Origin of the sequence: Variovorax sp. GrIS 2.14, assembly GCF_046115955.1 — a bacterium.
Taxonomy (GTDB): domain Bacteria; phylum Pseudomonadota; class Gammaproteobacteria; order Burkholderiales; family Burkholderiaceae_C; genus Variovorax.
Map to the genome: position 1 here is coordinate 64,139 of NZ_JBJXIA010000002.1, position 17,813 is coordinate 81,951.

General features: G+C 62.6%; 17 protein-coding genes. 8 read left to right on the plus strand and 9 right to left on the minus strand.

Annotation, left to right across the window (positions count from 1 at the left end; translation table 11 throughout):
* Nucleotides 1–12: 12 nt before the first annotated feature.
* The gene (gene pgsA, locus RCH10_RS04080; RefSeq protein ID WP_187052614.1) at nucleotides 13–579 is read right to left on the minus strand and encodes a CDP-diacylglycerol--glycerol-3-phosphate 3-phosphatidyltransferase; all 567 of its coding nucleotides are present in this window, start codon (nucleotides 577–579) and stop codon (nucleotides 13–15) included.
* Nucleotides 580–635: 56 nt separating this feature from the next.
* Nucleotides 636–2,615 carry an excinuclease ABC subunit UvrC gene (gene uvrC / locus RCH10_RS04085; RefSeq protein WP_323496532.1) on the minus strand — a complete coding sequence of 660 codons (1,980 nt, stop codon included), beginning with the start codon at nucleotides 2,613–2,615 and terminating at the stop codon, nucleotides 636–638.
* 74 nt (nucleotides 2,616–2,689) lie between these two features.
* On the opposite strand from uvrC, the gene earP reads away from it, so the two are divergent.
* The 3 genes from earP to RCH10_RS04100 all read left to right on the plus strand — a co-directional run bounded on the left by earP (nucleotide 2,690) and on the right by RCH10_RS04100 (nucleotide 5,550).
* Nucleotides 2,690–3,814, plus strand: a complete 1,125-nt coding sequence (gene earP / locus RCH10_RS04090; RefSeq protein WP_409051405.1) for an elongation factor P maturation arginine rhamnosyltransferase EarP — start codon at nucleotides 2,690–2,692, stop codon at nucleotides 3,812–3,814.
* A 128-nt stretch (nucleotides 3,815–3,942) separates the two neighbouring features.
* Nucleotides 3,943–4,497 carry an elongation factor P gene (efp, locus tag RCH10_RS04095; protein WP_068632364.1) on the plus strand — a complete coding sequence of 185 codons (555 nt, stop codon included), beginning with the start codon at nucleotides 3,943–3,945 and terminating at the stop codon, nucleotides 4,495–4,497.
* Nucleotides 4,498–4,686: 189 nt separating this feature from the next.
* Nucleotides 4,687–5,550, plus strand: coding sequence for a TIGR00730 family Rossman fold protein (locus tag RCH10_RS04100; RefSeq protein ID WP_409051406.1), 864 nt, complete (start codon nucleotides 4,687–4,689; stop codon nucleotides 5,548–5,550).
* Here the strand turns inward: RCH10_RS04100 and RCH10_RS04105 are convergent.
* From RCH10_RS04105 to pncB, 5 genes are read right to left on the minus strand one after another with little or no spacing between them, the layout of a single operon-like run.
* Nucleotides 5,538–6,746, minus strand: coding sequence for an MFS transporter (locus tag RCH10_RS04105; RefSeq protein ID WP_323496536.1), 1,209 nt, complete (start codon nucleotides 6,744–6,746; stop codon nucleotides 5,538–5,540). The genes RCH10_RS04100 and RCH10_RS04105 overlap by 13 nt on opposite strands.
* Complete coding sequence (locus tag RCH10_RS04110) at nucleotides 6,743–8,104, minus strand: DNA recombination protein RmuC (RefSeq protein ID WP_409051407.1); 1,362 nt, start codon at nucleotides 8,102–8,104, stop codon at nucleotides 6,743–6,745. Before RCH10_RS04110 ends, RCH10_RS04105 begins: the two co-directional genes overlap by 4 nt.
* Nucleotides 8,105–8,113: 9 nt before the next feature.
* Nucleotides 8,114–9,100 (minus strand): 2-hydroxyacid dehydrogenase, encoded by a 987-nt coding sequence (locus RCH10_RS04115; protein ID WP_409051408.1) that lies wholly within the window; start codon nucleotides 9,098–9,100, stop codon nucleotides 8,114–8,116.
* Nucleotides 9,101–9,121: 21 nt separating this feature from the next.
* A complete protein-coding gene (locus RCH10_RS04120) occupies nucleotides 9,122–10,459 on the minus strand; it encodes a sodium:proton antiporter (RefSeq protein WP_409051691.1) in 1,338 nt (445 codons plus the stop codon).
* Between the two features lie 25 nt (nucleotides 10,460–10,484).
* Entirely contained in the window at nucleotides 10,485–11,693 is a 1,209-nt protein-coding gene (pncB, locus tag RCH10_RS04125) for a nicotinate phosphoribosyltransferase (RefSeq protein WP_409051409.1), read from the minus strand.
* 213 nt (nucleotides 11,694–11,906) lie between these two features.
* Between pncB and RCH10_RS04130 the strand changes: the two genes are divergently transcribed.
* Nucleotides 11,907–12,140, plus strand: coding sequence for a CsbD family protein (locus RCH10_RS04130; RefSeq protein WP_187052622.1), 234 nt, complete (start codon nucleotides 11,907–11,909; stop codon nucleotides 12,138–12,140).
* A gap of 43 nt (nucleotides 12,141–12,183) precedes the next feature.
* Entirely contained in the window at nucleotides 12,184–12,588 is a 405-nt protein-coding gene (locus RCH10_RS04135) for a hypothetical protein (RefSeq protein ID WP_323496541.1), read from the plus strand.
* Between the two features lie 70 nt (nucleotides 12,589–12,658).
* Here the strand turns inward: RCH10_RS04135 and RCH10_RS04140 are convergent, their stop codons facing one another.
* Entirely contained in the window at nucleotides 12,659–13,123 is a 465-nt protein-coding gene (locus RCH10_RS04140) for an acyl-CoA thioesterase (RefSeq protein ID WP_409051410.1), read from the minus strand.
* A 186-nt stretch (nucleotides 13,124–13,309) separates the two neighbouring features.
* Between RCH10_RS04140 and RCH10_RS04145 the strand changes: the two genes are divergently transcribed.
* Entirely contained in the window at nucleotides 13,310–13,861 is a 552-nt protein-coding gene (locus RCH10_RS04145) for a phasin family protein (RefSeq protein WP_187052625.1), read from the plus strand.
* Nucleotides 13,862–14,003: 142 nt separating this feature from the next.
* A complete protein-coding gene (locus RCH10_RS04150; RefSeq protein ID WP_409051411.1) occupies nucleotides 14,004–14,759 on the plus strand; it encodes a 3-hydroxyacyl-CoA dehydrogenase in 756 nt (251 codons plus the stop codon).
* Between the two features lie 24 nt (nucleotides 14,760–14,783).
* Here RCH10_RS04150 and RCH10_RS04155 read toward each other — a convergent pair whose 3' ends face one another.
* Nucleotides 14,784–15,710 carry a YihY/virulence factor BrkB family protein gene (locus RCH10_RS04155; RefSeq protein WP_323496544.1) on the minus strand — a complete coding sequence of 309 codons (927 nt, stop codon included), beginning with the start codon at nucleotides 15,708–15,710 and terminating at the stop codon, nucleotides 14,784–14,786.
* Nucleotides 15,711–15,796: 86 nt separating this feature from the next.
* Between RCH10_RS04155 and dnaG the strand changes: the two genes are divergently transcribed.
* Nucleotides 15,797–17,728 (plus strand): DNA primase, encoded by a 1,932-nt coding sequence (gene dnaG, locus RCH10_RS04160; protein WP_409051412.1) that lies wholly within the window; start codon nucleotides 15,797–15,799, stop codon nucleotides 17,726–17,728.
* Nucleotides 17,729–17,813 lie beyond the last annotated feature (85 nt).

Here is a 17,813-nt window from a genome sequence, read left to right on the forward strand (position 1 = left end):
TTCTCGCGAAAGTCATTTGGCCCGCGCCCTGATCTCCGGAATGGCTTTCTGCAGGTAGTACACCATCGACCAGACCGTAAGCACGGCAGAAATCCAGATCAGCCAGTGACCCCACAACCCGGTGTCGATCAGGCCGAAGAGCCTTCCGTTGAACAGCAGGAACGGTATTGCGACCATCTGCACAACCGTCTTCACCTTGCCGAGCATGTGCACGGCGACGCTTTTTCCCGCCCCTATCTGCGCCATCCACTCGCGCAACGCAGAGATGGCGATCTCACGGCCGATGATGATGAGCGCGACGAACACATCCGCCCTTTGCAGATGTACCAGCACGAGCAGCGAAGCACAGACCAGAAACTTATCGGCCACGGGATCGAGGAATGCACCGAAAGCCGATGTCTGGTTGAGCTTGCGTGCCAGGTAACCGTCGAGCCAATCGGTCAAGGCGAAGATGATGAACATCACCGTCGCGATCAAGTTGCGCATCGGCTCGGCGATGGGCAAATAGAACACGCCGACGATCAACGGGATCGCGACGATGCGCGTCCAGGTCATGATGGTCGGCAGAGTCCAGAACATCGGTCGATTGTGACGTGGTTCGATGACGGGGTTACGGCGCTTCTTGCAGACCTGTGTCAGTGAAGCGCCCGATAGATCTCTTCGGCCAGGTCCGTCGCAATGCCGTCGACCGACGCGATGTCTTCAACGCTCGCTGCTGCCACACCCCGAATGCCGCCAAAACGTTGCAGCAAACGCGCACGCCTCTTGGGACCGATGCCCGGAATGTCTTCGAGCTGACTGCCGCCCACACGCACCTTGGCGCGCTTGGCACGCATGCCTGTGATGGCGAAGCGATGCGCTTCATCGCGGATTTGCGCGACCAGCATGAGCGCGGCGGAATCGCGGCCCAGGTAGACCTTCTCGCGCCCATCGGCAAACACCAGTTCTTCCAGCCCGACCTTGCGCCCCTCACCCTTTTCGACACCGACGATCAGCGACAGTGGAAGCCCCAGCGCGCCGAAGACTTCGCGCGCCATCGACACCTGGCCTTTGCCGCCATCGACCAGAACCAGGTCGGGCATGCGCGCGGCACGGGTTTTGGCGGGCGCATCGGTGCCAGCGCCGCTCGCATCGCCCGCGGTCGGCGCATCCGTCTCTGCCGCCATGACTTCAGCCAGCTTGCTGTAACGACGGTGCAGAACTTGCCTCATGGCGGCGTAGTCGTCGCCCGGCGTGATGCCCTCGATGTTGTAGCGGCGGTATTCGCGGTTCTGCATTGTGTGATGCTCGAACACCACGCACGATGCCTGCGTGGCCTCGCCGGCCGTGTGCGAGATGTCGAAGCACTCGACGCGGAAGTTGTCGAGATCGTCAGGAGCGAGTTCGAGCGCATCGGTCAGTGCCCGCGTCCGCGCTTGCTGGGAGCCTTCTTCGGCCAGCAAGCGCGCCAGCTGCAGGCCGGCATTGGTCTGCGCCATTTCCAGCCAGCGCCGACGCTGCTCGCGCGGCTGGAACACGGCCGTGATCCGCGTGCCCGACTGCTGCGACACCGCCTCGATCAGCTCGCGGCTGACGAGTTCGCTCAACACCAGCGTGGCCGGCACCGGCACGTCGATGTAATGCTGTGCGATGAATGCCTCGAGCACCTGGACCTCGACCGAATCGACGGCGGCAGCCGGTGCGCCCGTATCGGCCACATCGGCTTGCTCGGCTTCGAAGTCATCGCTGTTGATGGCGGCCGCGTCTTCCACATGCACGGGGAAGTAGGGCCGGTCGCCGAGGTGCCGACCACCGCGCACCATCGCCAGGTTGACGCAGGCCTTGCCGCCCTGCACCTTCACCGCCAGGATGTCGACGTCCTTGTCCGAGGCGATCTCGATCGACTGCTGGTGCAACACGCGCGACAGCGCCGACATCTGGTTGCGCAGCTCGGCCGCCTGCTCGAACTCGAGCCGCTCCGCGTGGCTCGTCATGCGGCCTTCGAGCGCAGTCAGCACGAGGTGCGTGTCACCCATCAAAAAGGCTTCGGCGTTGGTCACGTCGTGCGCGTAGTCCTCGGGCGTGATGTTGCCGACGCACGGCCCGGTGCAACGCTTGATCTGATACAGCAGACACGGCCGCGTCCGGTTCGCATACACGGTGTCCTCGCAGGTGCGCAGCTTGAAAACCTTCTGCAGCAGCTGGATCGTTTCTTTCACCGCCCACGCGCTCGGATAGGGCCCGAAGTAGCGATGCTTGCGATCGGTTGCGCCACGGTAATAGGCGAGGCGCGGAAACGTGTGCGAAGCGATCTTCAGGTACGGATAGCTCTTGTCGTCGCGAAAGAGAATGTTGTAGCGCGGCTTGAGCGACTTGATCAGGTTGTTTTCGAGCAGCAACGCCTCGGCTTCCGAGCGCACCACGGTCGTCTCCATGCGCACGATCTTCGAGATCATGTGGCCGATGCGCGTGCCGCCGTGGCTCTTCTGGAAGTAGTTGGCGACCCGCTTCTTCAGGTTGCGCGCCTTGCCCACGTAGAGCACGGCGCCCGCCGCATCGAAATAGCGGTACACACCCGGCAATTGCGGCAGGGCCGCCACTTCACTCAACAGTTGATCGGAATGCACGTCTGACATGGCGGCTATTGTGGCGCGGCGGCACGGGCTACATCAGCCATGCCGCGCGTCGGCCCTGACGCTAAAGTGCCCGCATGCAATGGGACATCTTCTGCAAGGTCATCGACAATCACGGCGATCTGGGCGTGTGCTGGCGCCTGTGCTGCCAGCTTGCAATGCGCGGGCAACGTGTCCGCCTGTGGCTTGATGAGCGGTCAGCGCTGCAGTGGATGGCGCCGAAGGGACGCGCGGGCGTAACGGTCATCGACTGGAGTGATCCAGACGCAGTGAAGGCCGCCGCCTGGGGCACCCCTGCCGACGTACTGATCGAGGCCTTCGGCTGCGACCCGGCGCCCGAACTGATCGAGCATTTTGCAAACGCGCAAGACGCCACTGCATTGCCGCAAGAACGCCGGCCGTGGATCAATCTGGAATACCTCTCGGCCGAACCCTACGTCGAGCGTTTGCACAGTCTGCCCTCTCCTGTCTTTCGCGGTCCAGGCGCCGGCCTGACCAAGCGCTTCTTCTATCCCGGCTTTACGGCAGGCACCGGCGGGTTGCTGCGTGAACCCGACCTCATGGCCGAACGCACACGATTCGATCGCGCAGCTTGGCTGGCGCAGCGACAGATCGACTGGCATGGCGAACGATTGATTTCTCTCTTCTGCTATGAGCCCCCCGCCCTCGCTGCTCTGCTGAACCAGTTGGCGACCGCGATGGAGCCGACGCGGCTGCTGGTGACGGCCGGCCGTGCGACCTTGGCAGTGCAAGCGTGCCTGTCGAGCAGTGCCAAACCTGATGCTGCTTCAACAAGCGAAGGCGCCTTGTCCATCTCCTACCTGCCGCATCTCACGCAGCCAGATTTCGACAGGCTGCTGTGGTCTTGCGACCTCAACTTCGTACGAGGCGAAGATTCCCTAGTGCGCGCCCTTTGGGCCGGTGCACCCATGGTCTGGCAGATTTATCCGCAGGACGACGACGCGCACCACGTCAAGCTCGGCGCATGGCTCGACTGGCTCGATGCTCCACCGTCGCTGCGAGCGTTTCATAGGACATGGAACGGCTTTGGCGGTGTCGATTCTGGCGAAGCGGCACTGCCCGCACTCGAAGCCGAAGCGCTCGCTGGATGGCAGGCCACGATCAACGCGGCGCGTGACCGCCTTCTTGCACAAGACGACCTCGTCACCCAACTGATGCAGATGTGCGCCGGGAAAAGCTAAACTAACTGGCTTTGCGGTCAGACCGCCGAACCCGCCGCGGGAACCATGCATCACCAGGTCGCACTGGACAAAGACCGCCACACTGGCTTTCCGATGCACCGAGCGGCCCAACATCCAGAGACCCTGTTATGAAAATCGCTCAAGAAATCCGCGCCGGCAACGTGATCATGCACGGCAAGGACCCCATGGTCGTCCTCAAGACCGAATACAGCCGCGGCGGCCGCAATTCCGCCACTGTCCGAATGAAGCTCAAGAGCTTGGTGGCCAACTTCAACACCGAGCAGGTTTTCAAGGCCGACGACAAGATCGACCAGATCGTGCTCGAGAAGAAAGAGTGCACCTACTCGTACTTTGCCGACCCGCTGTACGTGTGCATGGACACCGAGTTCAACCAGTACGAAGTCGAAGCCGAGAACATGGGCGACGCGCTCAACTACCTCGAAGACGGCATGACACTCGAAGTCGTGTTCTACGACGAGAAGGCCATTTCGGTCGAACTGCCGACCAGCGTCGAGCGCGAAATCACCTGGACCGAGCCAGCCGTCAAGGGCGACACGTCGGGCAAGGTGCTCAAGCCGGCCAAGATCTCGACCGGCTTCGAAGTACCGGTGCCGCTCTTCGTGGCGCAAGGCGACAAGATCGAAATCGACACGCGCACCGGCGAATACCGCAAGCGCGTCTGAGCGCTCCTTTAGCGTTTCGCCCGCTGTCGAAAAAGCTCCCTCGGGAGCTTTTTTTATGTCTTACCCGACCTTCTCTCTTGCCCAGTCTCTGACCGTTCCCCAAGCTGCCGAGTGAACTGGCCCGTATCCTGCTGTGGCCTCTCCTGCAGACGCAGCAAGCACAATCAGCAAGACTCCCGGAGCCAACGCATGAACAACACACACAACCTCCACGACAAACGCCTGGCCGACGCCTGGGCGACGCTGCAAACCCACTCCGACAAGGGCTTGCCGCTCGATCCGGACCCGTCCCGCCTTGCGTTCGCCGACCCGGAATTCCTGTTGCGCCGCGAGACCCGCGGCCTTCGCATGCAGCTGGAGCTGATGAAGCCCGACATCGAGATGCGGGCGCACGGCATCGAGAACACCGTGGTTGTATTCGGCAGCGCGCGCTTTCGGAGCGAAGAAGAATCCGGCGCGCTGATCGCCCAGGCGGAAGCGGCGGGTGACGCCGTCGCCGTGGCTCGGCTGCGCCGTCTGGCACGCGGCTCGCACTACTACGAGCAGGCGCGAGCCTTCGGCAAGATGGTCGCGCAGTACAGCAACGACAAGGAGCCGGAAGACAAGCTCTTTATCTGCACCGGCGGCGGCCCCGGCATCATGCAGGCCGCCAATCGAGGCTCTTACGAAGGCGGCGGCCTCAACATCGGCCTCGCCATCGCCCTGCCGATGGAAGAGGAACCCAACCCGTACGTCACGCCAGCGCTGAGCTTCAAGTTCCATTACTTCGCGATTCGCAAGATGCACTTCATGATGCGGGCGAAGGCACTGGTCGCGTTCCCCGGCGGCTTCGGCACGCTCGACGAGCTGTTCGAGGTCATTACGCTGGTCCAGACCAAGAAGTCGAAGCCGGTGCCGATCGTGCTGTTCGGCTCCGACTACTGGAAGCAGCTGCTCAACTTTGATTTTCTGGTGGACGAAGGCGTGATCTCGCCCAACGACGTCAAGCTCTTCGAATACGTCGACGCGCCCGCCGATGCTTGGAAAGCCATCAAGGCGTTCTACAAGCTCTGAGCCGTCTGTGCCTCCGGTGCCGGTGCTTCGGGCGGCGGCACCTTGAGGCCCCACACAGAGCGCGTGCCCGCAGCCACCACGCCGCCGACGATCCAGAACACGCCCGCCACGCCGATCAAAGCGCCAGCCGCACCAAATAGCATCGGCATCGCCACGCTCGATGCGTTCAGCGTCATCAGGCGCAAGCCGAGTGCCTCGCCGTGACGTGAATGCGGCGTTGTCTGGTGCAGCATGCTCATCACCATCGGCTGCACTGCGCCCAGTGCCAGGCCGAGCGCGACCGAGCAGCAACCCATGCCGAAGGCCGTGGTCATGAATGGATAGACAGCGAACACGAGCGCTGTGACGACGTTCGATACGGTGATCACGCTGCGCTCGCTGGCACGTGATGCAATGGCCGGCAGCACCACGCGCACGACGGCTGCGGCCACCGCGAACGCACCGAGGATCGACCCGATGACCGAGGCACTCAGGCCGCGTTGGTGACCGAGCAGCGGCAGCACGAATGTGTGGACGTCCCACGACGCGGACTGCAGCCAGTTGACGAACAACAGCCGACGGAACATCGGCTCCGACAACAGATCCCAGGCGCGCGGCTTCGTTGCGCCCAGGACCGACGGCGGCATCGGCAGGTCGCGTGCACTGCGCGCCAGCCACCAGCAGGCGAGCGGCAGCAGCGCCAGCAGTCCGAATGCCACACGGTAGCCGACGATGTCGCCGGGCGCGCCGCCCGCATGGTCGATCAGCAGACCGACGGCGAACGGACCGACAAAATTGGCGGCAGCCGGCGCGATGGCCAGCCAGCTGAAAACCTGCTTCAACTGAGCCGGACTTTGCGCAGCGCGGCCGACGTGCCGTTGCAATGCGATCACTGCGATGCCGGTTGCGCCACCGGTGAGAAGTGCGGCGACGCACAACGCCGGAAAGACCGGAAACGCCGCACACAACGCAGCGCCCAGTGCCGCAGAGACAACAGCGATCAAGAGCGGCTTGCGCAAGCCATGCCGGTCTGCGAAACGCCCGGCCGGCAGCGCCAGAAAAACCTGCGTCAGCGCGAACAGCGCCAGCATGACGCCGACGGCCGCCGGGCTATAGCCCTGCTGCAGCGCGAGCAGCGGTGCGGCGAGACGCGTGCCGGTCATCACGGCATGCAGGCAGACCTGCGCCAGGATCAGGCGCAGCAGTTCAGCTGTCACGGCGTCTCATCATCTCCCTCGAGGGCCGGTGGCAGCAGCACCTGCGCCTGGGCTTCAGGCAACGCCTCTACCTGACGCAGCGCGCGGTGCATGACATTGCTGCGCGTCTGCGCCTGGTCGAGCGTATTGAGGACGGTCTGCGCCTGGTTCTTGACGCGCGCGAGCACATCGCCGAACTTGCCGAACTCGGCCTTGACTGCGCCGAGCACCTGCCACACCTCGCTGGAACGCTTTTCGAGCGCCAGCGTGCGAAAGCCCATCTGCAGCGAATTGAGGATGGCGAGCAAAGTCGTCGGACCCGCCAGCGTGATGCGATGCTTGCGCTGCAGCCCCTGCATGAGGTCAGGGCGGCGCAGCACCTCGGCATACAGCCCTTCGGTCGGCAAAAAGAGGATCGCGAAGTCGGTGGTGTACGGCGGCGCGATGTACTTTTCTTCGATGGCCTTCGCCTCCAGCCAGATGCGTGCCTCCAAGGCACGGCCAGCCAGTTCTGCGGCGATCGGGTCGGCGCGCTGCTGAGCGTCGAGCAGGCGCTCATAGTCTTCGTTGGGAAACTTGGCATCGATCGGCAACCACAGCGCGTCGCCTTCTGCGGTGCGGCCCGGCAGCCGGATGGCGAAGTCCACCGTATGACGCGCACCGGGACGCGTCACGACCTGCGCGGCGTACTGGTCGACAGTGAACACCTGTTCCAGCAGCGCACCCAGTTGCGCCTCGCCGAAGATGCCGCGCGTCTTGACGTTGGTGAGCAAGTGCTTGAGATCGCCCACTCCCTGAGCCAGGGTCTGCATTTCGCCCAGACCCTTGTGCACCTGTTCGAGTCGGTCGGCCACCTGCTTGAAGCTTTCGCCGAGGCGCGCTTCAAGCGTGCTCTGCAGCTTCTCGTCGACGGTCTTGCGCATCTCTTCGAGCTTGGCGGTATTGCTCTGCTGAAGCTGCGCGAGCTGCGTTTCCATGGTGGTGCGCACCTCGGCCAGGCGACGGGCGTTCGATTCCGAGAGGCCTTGCAACTGCGTGTTGAGCGTGTCGGCCAGGGTCTTTTGCAGCATTGCCAATTGCTGGCCGAACGCGTCGATCTGCGCGTTCTGCGTGCGGGTCGATTCGGCACCCTGCTGAAGCAACGCATGCTGGAACGTCGAGAAGACCTGTGCCGTTTCCTGACGCGTGCCACGCGCGTTCTCGCCGATCTCTCGGCGTAACTCGCGCTCGATCCGCTCGTTGGCGGCGCTGAGCGTCGCGATCAGTTCGGTGTGATCCGGCTTGGGCGCACGACGTGCCAGCAACCAGACGAGGAGCACCAACTGCACAGCCGCCAGCACCATCGACACGAGAAGGATCAATGGGAAATCGAATGGCATGTCGACGGTTTAAGTTCCTGCCGGGGCCAGGGATGTGACCGGCGTCACCGGCCCCTTGCCCTCGAAGAATGCGATCAGGTTGTCCGCTGCCAATTCCGCCATGGCACGCCGCGTCGGCACCGTCGCACTGGCGATGTGCGGGGTCAGTACGACATTCGGCACGGTGAGCAGATCGGGATGCACTTTGGGCTCGCCTTCGAACACGTCGAGGCCCGCCGCGGCGATGCGTTTTTCGCGCAATGCAGCCGCCAGCGCCGCATCGTCGACGATGCCGCCGCGCGCGATGTTGACCAGCGTCGCGGTCGGCTTCATCAGCGCAAGTTCAGCGGCACCGATGGTGTGATGCGACGCTGGTGTGTAAGGCACCACCAGCACCACGTGATCGGCGGTCTTCAGCAATTCTTCCTTGCCCACATAGCTGGCCTTGCACTCCGCTTCGAGTGCAGCGTCGAGCCGCGAACGGTTGTGATAGATCACCTTCATGCCGAAGCCGTGCGCACCGCGTTTGGCAATACCCTGTCCGATGCGACCCATGCCGATGATGCCGAGCGTGGCGCCATGGATGTCGGAGCCCGAAAACATGTCGTACGCCCACTTCGTCCACTTGCCGGCGCGCAAGTAGTGCTCGCTCTCGGCGATGCGGCGCGCCGTGGCCATCAGCAGCGCGAAGCCGAAGTCGGCGGTGGTTTCGGTCAGCACGTCGGGTGCATTGGTGCCCGTGACGCCGCGAGAGACCATGGCCTCGATATCGAAGTTGTTGTAGCCGACGGCCATGTTGGCGCAGATCTTCAGCTCGGGGCAAGCGTCGAGCAACTCGCCATCGATGCGCTCGCTGCCGGTGGTGAACACGCCGGCTTTGCCCTTGAGTTTGTCGATAAGCCGGGCTTTCGACCACACGTCGTCGGCCTGATTGGATTCGACTTCGAAGTGCTGCGACAGGCGCTCGATGGTCTCGGGAAATATGGCTCGGGCGATCAGGATTTTTGGTTTGCTCATGGTGGTCCTTTCAGTGGACGTTCAGCGAAAAAACAGGAACGTGCAGACGACAAAAAGCGGCAGCAAGATGGTGCACGACCAGCCGATGTAGCCGAAGAAGCCCGGCATGCGCACGCCCCGGCTCTCGGCGATAGCCTTGACCATCAGGTTGGGTGCGTTCCCGATGTAGCTGACCGCGCCCATGAACACCGCGCCGGCCGAGATGGCGGCCAGGGTCGATGCGCGTGCGGTCATCAGCACATCCGCATCACCGCCGGCGGTGTTGAAAAAGACAAGGTAGGTGGGTGCGTTGTCAAGAAACGCGCTCAGCAGTCCGGTGGCCCAGAAATACATCGGCGGGTTCGGTTCACCACCGGGCAGCGTGACGGCTGCGACCACCGCGGCGAACGGCCCAGCCGCCCCTGCCTTGAGCATCGTGATGACCGGCGCGATGGTCACGAAGATGCCGGCAAAGAGCTTGGCCACTTCGCGCATCGGCTCCCACTCGAACTGGTTGGCGGCGTGAACCGGGGCGGCGGTGAGCTTGAGCGAAATCAGCGTCAGCACCACCAGGCCGACATCGCGCACCAGTCCCGGCAGCCCGACCGACGTGCCATAGACATCGAACACCATGTTTGACTTCCACAGGCCGCTCATCAGCACCAGCCCGATCACGCCGACCAGCAAGATGAAGTTGACGCCACCGTCGATGCCGATGCGCCGGGTGTCGGGCGTCGGGTCTTGCGGCAGCACGCCTTCTTTGCGGTACCAATGGCGGTCCAGTAGATAGAAGACGGCGAGCAACGCGGCGACCAGCAGCAGTGTCTCGGGCAGGATATTGCGCGCAGTCCAGAAGAAATCCACGCCCTTCAAAAAGCCGAGGAACAGCGGCGGATCGCCCAGCGGCGTCAGCGAGCCACCGATGTTCGACACGATGAAGATGAAGAACACCACCGTATGCACCTTGTGCGCGCGGTTATCGTTTGCACGAATCAGCGGACGTATCAACAACATCGAGGCGCCGGTGGTGCCCATGACACTCGCCAGCAGCCCGCCGATGGCGAGGATGGCCGTGTTGGTCCGCGGGTCGCCGTGCAGATTGCCGCTGATATGAATGCCGCCCGATACCGTGAACAGCGCGACCAGCAACAGGATGAACGGAACGTACTCAGCGAGCAATGCATGCACAAGCTCATGCGCAGCCGACGAGGAGCCGAACACGGCCATCAACGGCAACAGAAACGAAAGCGCCCAACCCAACGCCACCTTGCCGTAATGCCCGTGCCAGAAGTGCGGCGCAATGAGTGGCAGCAATGCGATCGACAGCAGCAACCCGGCAAAGGGCAGCGCCCACATCACGGACAGCGTGGCGCCGTCCATCAGCGCTGTCCCGTCGTACGGGCCGTCACGCGGGCTGCTCGATCTCAAACACCTGGCGCAGGTAGGCCAGATATTTCTCGTCTTCGCACATGTTCTTGGATGGTGTGTCCGACAGCTTGGCAACCGGCTGGTCATTGCAGCGGATCATCTTGATCACGATCTGCAGCGGCTCGTAGCCGAGGTCGTTTGTCAGGTTGGTGCCGATGCCGAAGGCGAGCAGGCACCGCCCGCGAAACTGCTGGTAGAGCTCGATGGTGCGCGGCACCGTGAGTCCGTCACTGAAGATGAGCGTCTTGGTACGCGGGTCGACACGGTTGGCCGTGTAGTGCGCCAGCATGCGCTCGCCCCACTGGAACGGGTCGCCGCTGTCGTGTCGCGAACCGTCGAACAGCTTGCAGAACAGCAGGTCGAAGTCGCGCAGGAAGGCGCTCATGCCATACACATCGGACAGTGCAATGCCGAGGTCGCCGCGGTATTCGCGGCCCCACATTTCGAAGCCAAAGACCTGGCTGTCGCGCAGCCGCGGGCCGAGCGCCTGACACGCCTGCAGGTACTCGTGCGCCATGGTCCCGAGCGGGATCAGGCCGAGCTTCATGGCAAACAGCACGTTGCTGGTGCCGGCGAACTGCGGCGGCTCGCCGGTGATTCTGGCGGGCACCAGTACCGGACCAAGCTTGGAGCTCAGCGTGCGCAACACCTCTTCATGCCATTCCTTGGAGAAGCGTCGGCGCGTGCCGTAGTCGGCGATCTTCAGATCGACCAGACCCTCGCCCTGCAGTTGCTCGATCTTGGTTTCAAGCCGGCGCCGCCCTTCCGCGACATCGGCCTTCGGCTGGGTATTGCGAAAGTAGACCTCGTTCACGATGGCCAGTACAGGAATCTCGAACAAGATCGTGTGCAGCCACGGTCCTTTGATGCTGATCTCGAGTTCGCCCGAAGGTTGCGGGACGATGTCGATGTACTTCTGGTTGAGCTTGAACAGTCCGAGGAAGTCGACGAAGTCGCTTTTGATGTAGCGCATCGAACGCAAGTAGTCGAGCTCGGCGTCGAGAAACTGCAGGGAGCACAGCGAGCGCACTTCATCGCGAATCTCGTCGGCAAAGCGAGCCAGATCGACGCCGGGGTTGCGGCACTTGAAGCGGTATTCAACCTGCGCCCCAGGAAAGTGGTGCAGAACGACTTGCATCATCGTGAACTTGTAGAGGTCGGTGTCCAGCAGGCTTTGAATGATCATGGTGCAGCGCGTGTGTCTCTCTTCAAGGTGCAAGGCTTTGCGACTGGGCGTCGACGATGACGTCGCTAGGGGTGGCTCGATTATCACGGGGCGCGTCGGCATGTGCCTACGGTCGGTTGCCGGGGCGTCCTACCGGCTCGCAACCATGACGCTACGTACATTTTCTCCACGGCAACAAGGCACGCCGGACCATCCAAACCGAAGGAGAAAGTCATGAACAAAGACACCGTTGAAGGCAACTGGAAACAGCTCAAGGGCAAGCTCAAGGAGCAGTGGGGCAAGCTGACCGACGACGATTTCGACGTCATCGCCGGCAAGCGCGACCAGCTGCTCGGACGCATCCAGGAGCGTCACGGCATCAGCCGCGACGAGGCCGAAAAGCAGGTCAAGGATTGGGAGGGCCGCGATGGCCGTACGCCTGACGCACTCTGGTTCGAAAAAGTCTGAACCGCTGAATCTTCAATTTATCAACTCAACGAGGGAAATTCTCATGAAAAAACATCTGCTCATGCTGGCACTCGCATCGTCTTGCTTCGTGATGACGCACGCCAGTGCCATGACAAAGGACGAGTACAAAGTCGCCAAGCAAAAAATCGAATCCGACTACAAGGTCGCCAAGGCGCAATGCGACACGATGAAGGACAACGCCAAGGACGTGTGCATGAAGGAAGCAAAGGGCACGGAGAACGTGGCCAAGGCTGATCTCGAGCAGCAATACAAACCGAGCGACAGCCATGCTCGCAAGGTCGCTGAAGAAAAGGCCACGATGACCTATGACGTCGCCAAGGAAAAGTGCGACGACCAGAAGGGCGACGCCAAGAGTGCGTGCGTGAACCAGGCCAAGGCCGACCACGACAAGTCCAAGGCCGACATGAAGGCCATGAAGAAAGGCTGATCCAGCGGTCGTCTTTTGGGACGGCTTTTTGGCGATCAGCAAAAAAAACGGCGCCTCGTGCGCCGTTTTTTTATTCCGCTCGAAGTTCGTCGGCAACGCGCCGCAACGCCTCGGGCAAGGGCATCGGCTTCTGCGTCGAGCGGTCAACATACACATGCACCAGGTGCCCTTGTGCTGCAGCCGTATCGGCACCCCGAGCGAACAGCGCGATCTCGTATCGAACACTGGAACTGCCGGCCTGTGCGACACGCAGGCCAGCTTCGACCGTCTGCGGGAACGCCAGCGGCGCGAAGTAGTTGCACTGCGTCTCGACAACGAAGCCGATGATCTGGCCCGCGTGAATGTCCAGTACGCCGCGCTCGATGAGCTCCGCATTGACCACGGTGTCGAACCAGCCGTAGTACACGACGTTGTTCACGTGGCCGTACATGTCGTTGTCGGCCCAACGCGTGGGGATGGTCCTGAAAGTGCGGTAGGCGCTGCGACTCTGAGGTTGGGGACGGGCAATGACAGGAGGCAGTGGACGTTCGCTCATGGCGCCGAATTCTGCCAGCCACTGCATCAGCAGGCGTTTTAGAAAGCCCGTTCTAAATTGCTGCACAGCAGCAAAAAACGCTTGAAAGCTTGAGTCAGCTGCCTATACTTCAGTCCATGCTGCACCGCAACATAGACGGCCCGGCAACGTACCAAGCACCCCTTTTCAACACTACTGGAGATCATCATGGCCCTCAACGCTGACCAACTCATCGCTTCGCAAAAAGCTTCGCTCGAAACCCTGTTCGGCCTGACCACCAAGGCATTCGAAGGCGTCGAGAAGCTGGTCGAACTGAACGTGACCGCCTCCAAGGCAGCACTGACCGAAGCTGCTGGCACCGCCAAAGCCGTGATGGGCGTCAAGGACGCGCAAGAACTTTTGGCTCTGCAAGCCAGCCTGTTCCAGCCTCTCGCCGAAAAGACCGCTGCCTACAGCCGTCACCTGTACGACATCGCTCAGGGCACCAGCGCCGAATTCACCAAGGCATTCGAAGCCAAGGCCGCCGAAACGCAAGCCACCATCGTCGGCATGGTCGACAGCGCTTCGAAGAACGCACCTGCAGGTTCTGAAACCGCCGTCGCCATGATGAAAAGCGCTGTGGCTGCCGCCAACAACGCATTCGAATCGGTGCAGAAGGCTGTCAAGCAAGCTTCCGACGTTGCCGAAGCCAACTTCACGGCCGTGTCGACGCAAGCCGTCAACGCTGCCAAGACCGCTACCGCCAAGACCAAGCGTTAATTCACAAGTTGTCTCCTTGGGTCCTCACGGATCCAATTCAGGGCCCTGTTTTCGGACAGGGCCCCTTTTTTTGTCCGATCGCTTTTGTACACCGTGCAGGCGGCGTCTTCGATAATGCGACCCTCACTATTTGGAGATACGCATGCAGATCGAAGGCAAGGTTTTCATCGTCACCGGCGGCGCTTCGGGATTGGGCGAGGGCACGGCACGGATGCTGGCCGCCAACGGTGCCAAGGTCGTGATCGCCGACATGCAGGACAAGGGTGAAGCGGTCGCACAAGACATCGGCGGCGTGTTCGTCAAGTGCGACGTGAGTCAGGAAGCCGACGGGCAAGCCGCTGTTGCTGCCGCGCTCAAGCTCGGCAAGCTTTTTGGCCTCGTCAACTGCGCCGGCATCGCGCCGGCCGAAAAAACGGTGGGCAAGAACGGCGCGCACGCGCTGGCTGTTTTCAGCAAGACGGTGACGGTGAACCTCATCGGTAGCTTCAACATGATCCGCCTCGCGGCCGAAGCCATGGCCAAGAACGAGCCCGAGTCGACCGGCGAGCGCGGAGTGTTGATCTCGACGGCTTCCGTGGCCGCCTACGATGGGCAAATGGGCCAGGCCGCCTACGCTGCGTCGAAGGGCGGCGTGGTCGGCATGACACTCCCGATCGCGCGCGATCTTGCGCGCAATGGCATCCGCAACATGACGATCGCTCCCGGCATCTTCGGCACGCCAATGCTGTTCGGCATGCCGCAAGACCTGCAGGATGCGCTGGCCGCGAGCGTGCCGTTTCCGTCGCGCCTCGGCACGCCGGAAGACTACGCCAAGCTCGCGAAGCACATCATCGAAAACGACATGCTCAACGGCGAAGTGATTCGCCTCGACGGGGCGATCCGGCTTCCGCCGCGGTAAGTGCCTCGCCCATGACTGTCGGCGTCAAGCGTCGTCTCCAACGCCGATGCGGCCTTCGATCGGCTCGGTGCTCCCGGTGCGCTCCAGCCGTTCATATTGCGAGATGACCTGGGCGCCGAAGAGCACCAGCGTCGCGGCGATTTCCAGGCTCAGAAGCACCACGATGGCCGTCGTCAGCGAGCCGTACACGACATTCACTTGCGACAGCGACGAAAAGTACCAGACCAGGATGCGTCGCGTGACTTCCCACAGCAATGCCGCAGTGATGCCGCCCAGCAGCGCGTGGTGCAGCGACAGCCGCCCGACCGGCATCACCAGATAGAGCGAGGTCAGCATGAAGATCTCGCCGCCGAGGCCAAGCAAGTACAGCAGCACGCCCGACACACCTGAGAGCGACCAGCTGCGCCCGAACAGGTCGACGCTCGACTGCCCGATGAGCTGCAGCGCGCCCGACACCAGCGTGACCAGCAGCAGCCCGACGCACAGGCACAGGATGTAGACGTAGGGCATGACCACCGACAACAGCGCATGGCGCCGATGAGTCGACTTTCGGTGATGGAAGATCACTGCCATCGCCGCTTCGAGCACAGTGAAGGCCAGCGAGCTGAAGAAGATCATCGTCACCAGCAGCACCGGCCCGAGCACGTCGCGATGGTCGAGAAAATTCGACAGCTCCTGCACGACGGCCTTCGACTGGCCCGGCAGCAGCCATTCGAGATAGCGGCCGATCGTCATGAGCAACTCGCGCTGATCTATGAAATGCGACAGCGCGATGACGCTGACGATCAGGAGAGGGACGATCGACAACAGCGCGTAATAGGCGACCGCGCCCGCGAGCAGCAAGCCCTGGTTGGCGCGAAAAGCCTTGAGCGCGTCCCAGATGAAACGGAACGGATGGCGCAGCAGCGGCGCCGCATGACGGACTGCTTGTTGTAAAGGGCGAGGGGTCATGAGGCGGGGATGAACCGGATGAAGAAGTATGCCGGCTGAGCGCGGGGCCGCGAGCGCATGCGTATGATTTGGCGCTCCCGTCCCACATGACCATCCCCGCCTCTTTCATCCAGGAACTCATCGCACGGGCGGACGTGGTGGAGATCGTCGGACGCTATGTGCAGTTGAAGAAGGCCGGCGCCAATTTCATGGGGCTGTGTCCGTTCCACGGCGAGAAATCACCCTCGTTTTCAGTGAGCCCGACCAAGCAGTTCTATCACTGCTTCGGCTGCGGAGTGCATGGCAACGCGATCGGTTTTTTGATGGAACACGCGGGCATGGGCTTCGTTGAAGCGGTGCACGATCTGGCCGGTCAATACGGCCTTCAGGTGCCCGAAGACGATGCCTCGCCGGAGGAGCGCGCCCGCGCCGCCGGGCAGCGCCAAAAGCAGGCGACCTTGTTCGACGTGCTCGAAAAAGCCGGCGAGGCCTACCGCAAGCATTTGCGCAATGCTCCGGGCGCCATCGACTACCTGAAGCGCCGCGGCGTTTCTGGCGAGGTCGCCAAACAGTTCGGCATCGGCTATGCGCCGGCCGGCTGGCGCGCGCTGGCCAGCGTCTTCCCCAACTACGACGATCCGTTGCTCGCAGAGAGCGGGTTGGTCATCGTCAGCGAAGGCACGCAAGGCGTGAACGCGGAGCAGGCCAGCGAAGGCGAAGCGCGACGCTACGACCGCTTTCGCGACCGCGTGATGTTCCCGATTCGCAACGTCAAAGGCGAGTGCATCGGCTTCGGCGGACGCGTGCTGGGCGACGAAAAACCCAAATACCTTAACTCGCCCGAGACGCCGGTATTCAGCAAAGGCCGCGAGCTCTACGGCTTGTACGAAGCACGCGCAGCCTTCCGGGAGCGCGGCTTCGCGCTGGTGACCGAGGGCTACATGGACGTGGTTGCGCTGGCGCAATTGGGCTTTCCGAACGCCGTCGCCACGCTCGGTACGGCCTGCACGCCGGAGCACGTGCAAAAGCTTTTTCGCTTTACCGAATCGGTCGTATTCAGCTTCGACGGCGACGCGGCCGGCCGGCGCGCAGCGCGCAAGGCGCTCGACGCTGCGCTGCCATATGCGAACGATGTCAGGAGCATGAAGTTCCTGTTCTTGCCGACCGAGCACGACCCCGACAGCTTCATTCGCGAGTTCGGCGCCGACGCTTTTGCTCGCTTCATCGACGACGCGACACCCTTGTCGCGCTTCATGCTCGAAGCCGCGCGCGAAGGTTGCGACCTGGCAACCGCCGAAGGGCGCGCTCACATGACCAGCAACGTACGACCGCTGTGGGGCGCCCTGCCCGACGGCGCCTTCAAGCGCCAGTTGCTGGGCGACATTGCAGGCATGGTTCAGATGGGCGTCGAGGCGCTGAACGAACTTTGGGGTTCGACGGCAGGGCCTCGAAATGCGCCGTCATCCGCGTCCGCGCCGACAAGTCGTTACAGAAACGACGGCGACCGAACCGCATCCGATGGTCGATATGGCGGCAAGCCATCGCAAAGTCGGCCGCCGAGCCGCGGGCGCGTGCTGCCGCTCACCCGCCCCGACCTGGCGGTGCGGCTGCTGCTTTCGAACATGACCGAATGGGAAGGCCTCTCGCATGAACAGCACGCCATGCTGTGCGACCTGCCCGGTGAACACGGCCGTTTGTTTGCGTGGCTCGACAGCCAACTGCACGAGCACGGAGCTCAGCCGTGGGCGGCGTTGCGCGAAGGCCTGCGCGAGCAGCCGTTCGAGGGGCTGGCGACGCGGCTCATGACAGCCCCCGACGGCGGCCCGATCGGCGATCCCGAGGGAGACCAGGCGGCCGATGCAGCGCGCGAACTGCGCAGCGTGCTCGACTTCATGCTGGACGATCGGCTAAAAGCGCAGCAGAGCGAGGCGATAGCGGCGGTCGGCACCGACCCACAGGCGCTGGAGCGCTACAAAGCGCTCGAATCGCGCCGGCTGACGCTGCGCGCTCGCCTGAAAAGCAACACAGACACTGCTTGAAAAAAGTGCAGCGCGCTATAATGTCAGGCTTCGCTATCAGCGAATTCGGCAAGAGCGACAGCAGCACCTCCGGTCCGGCCCCATG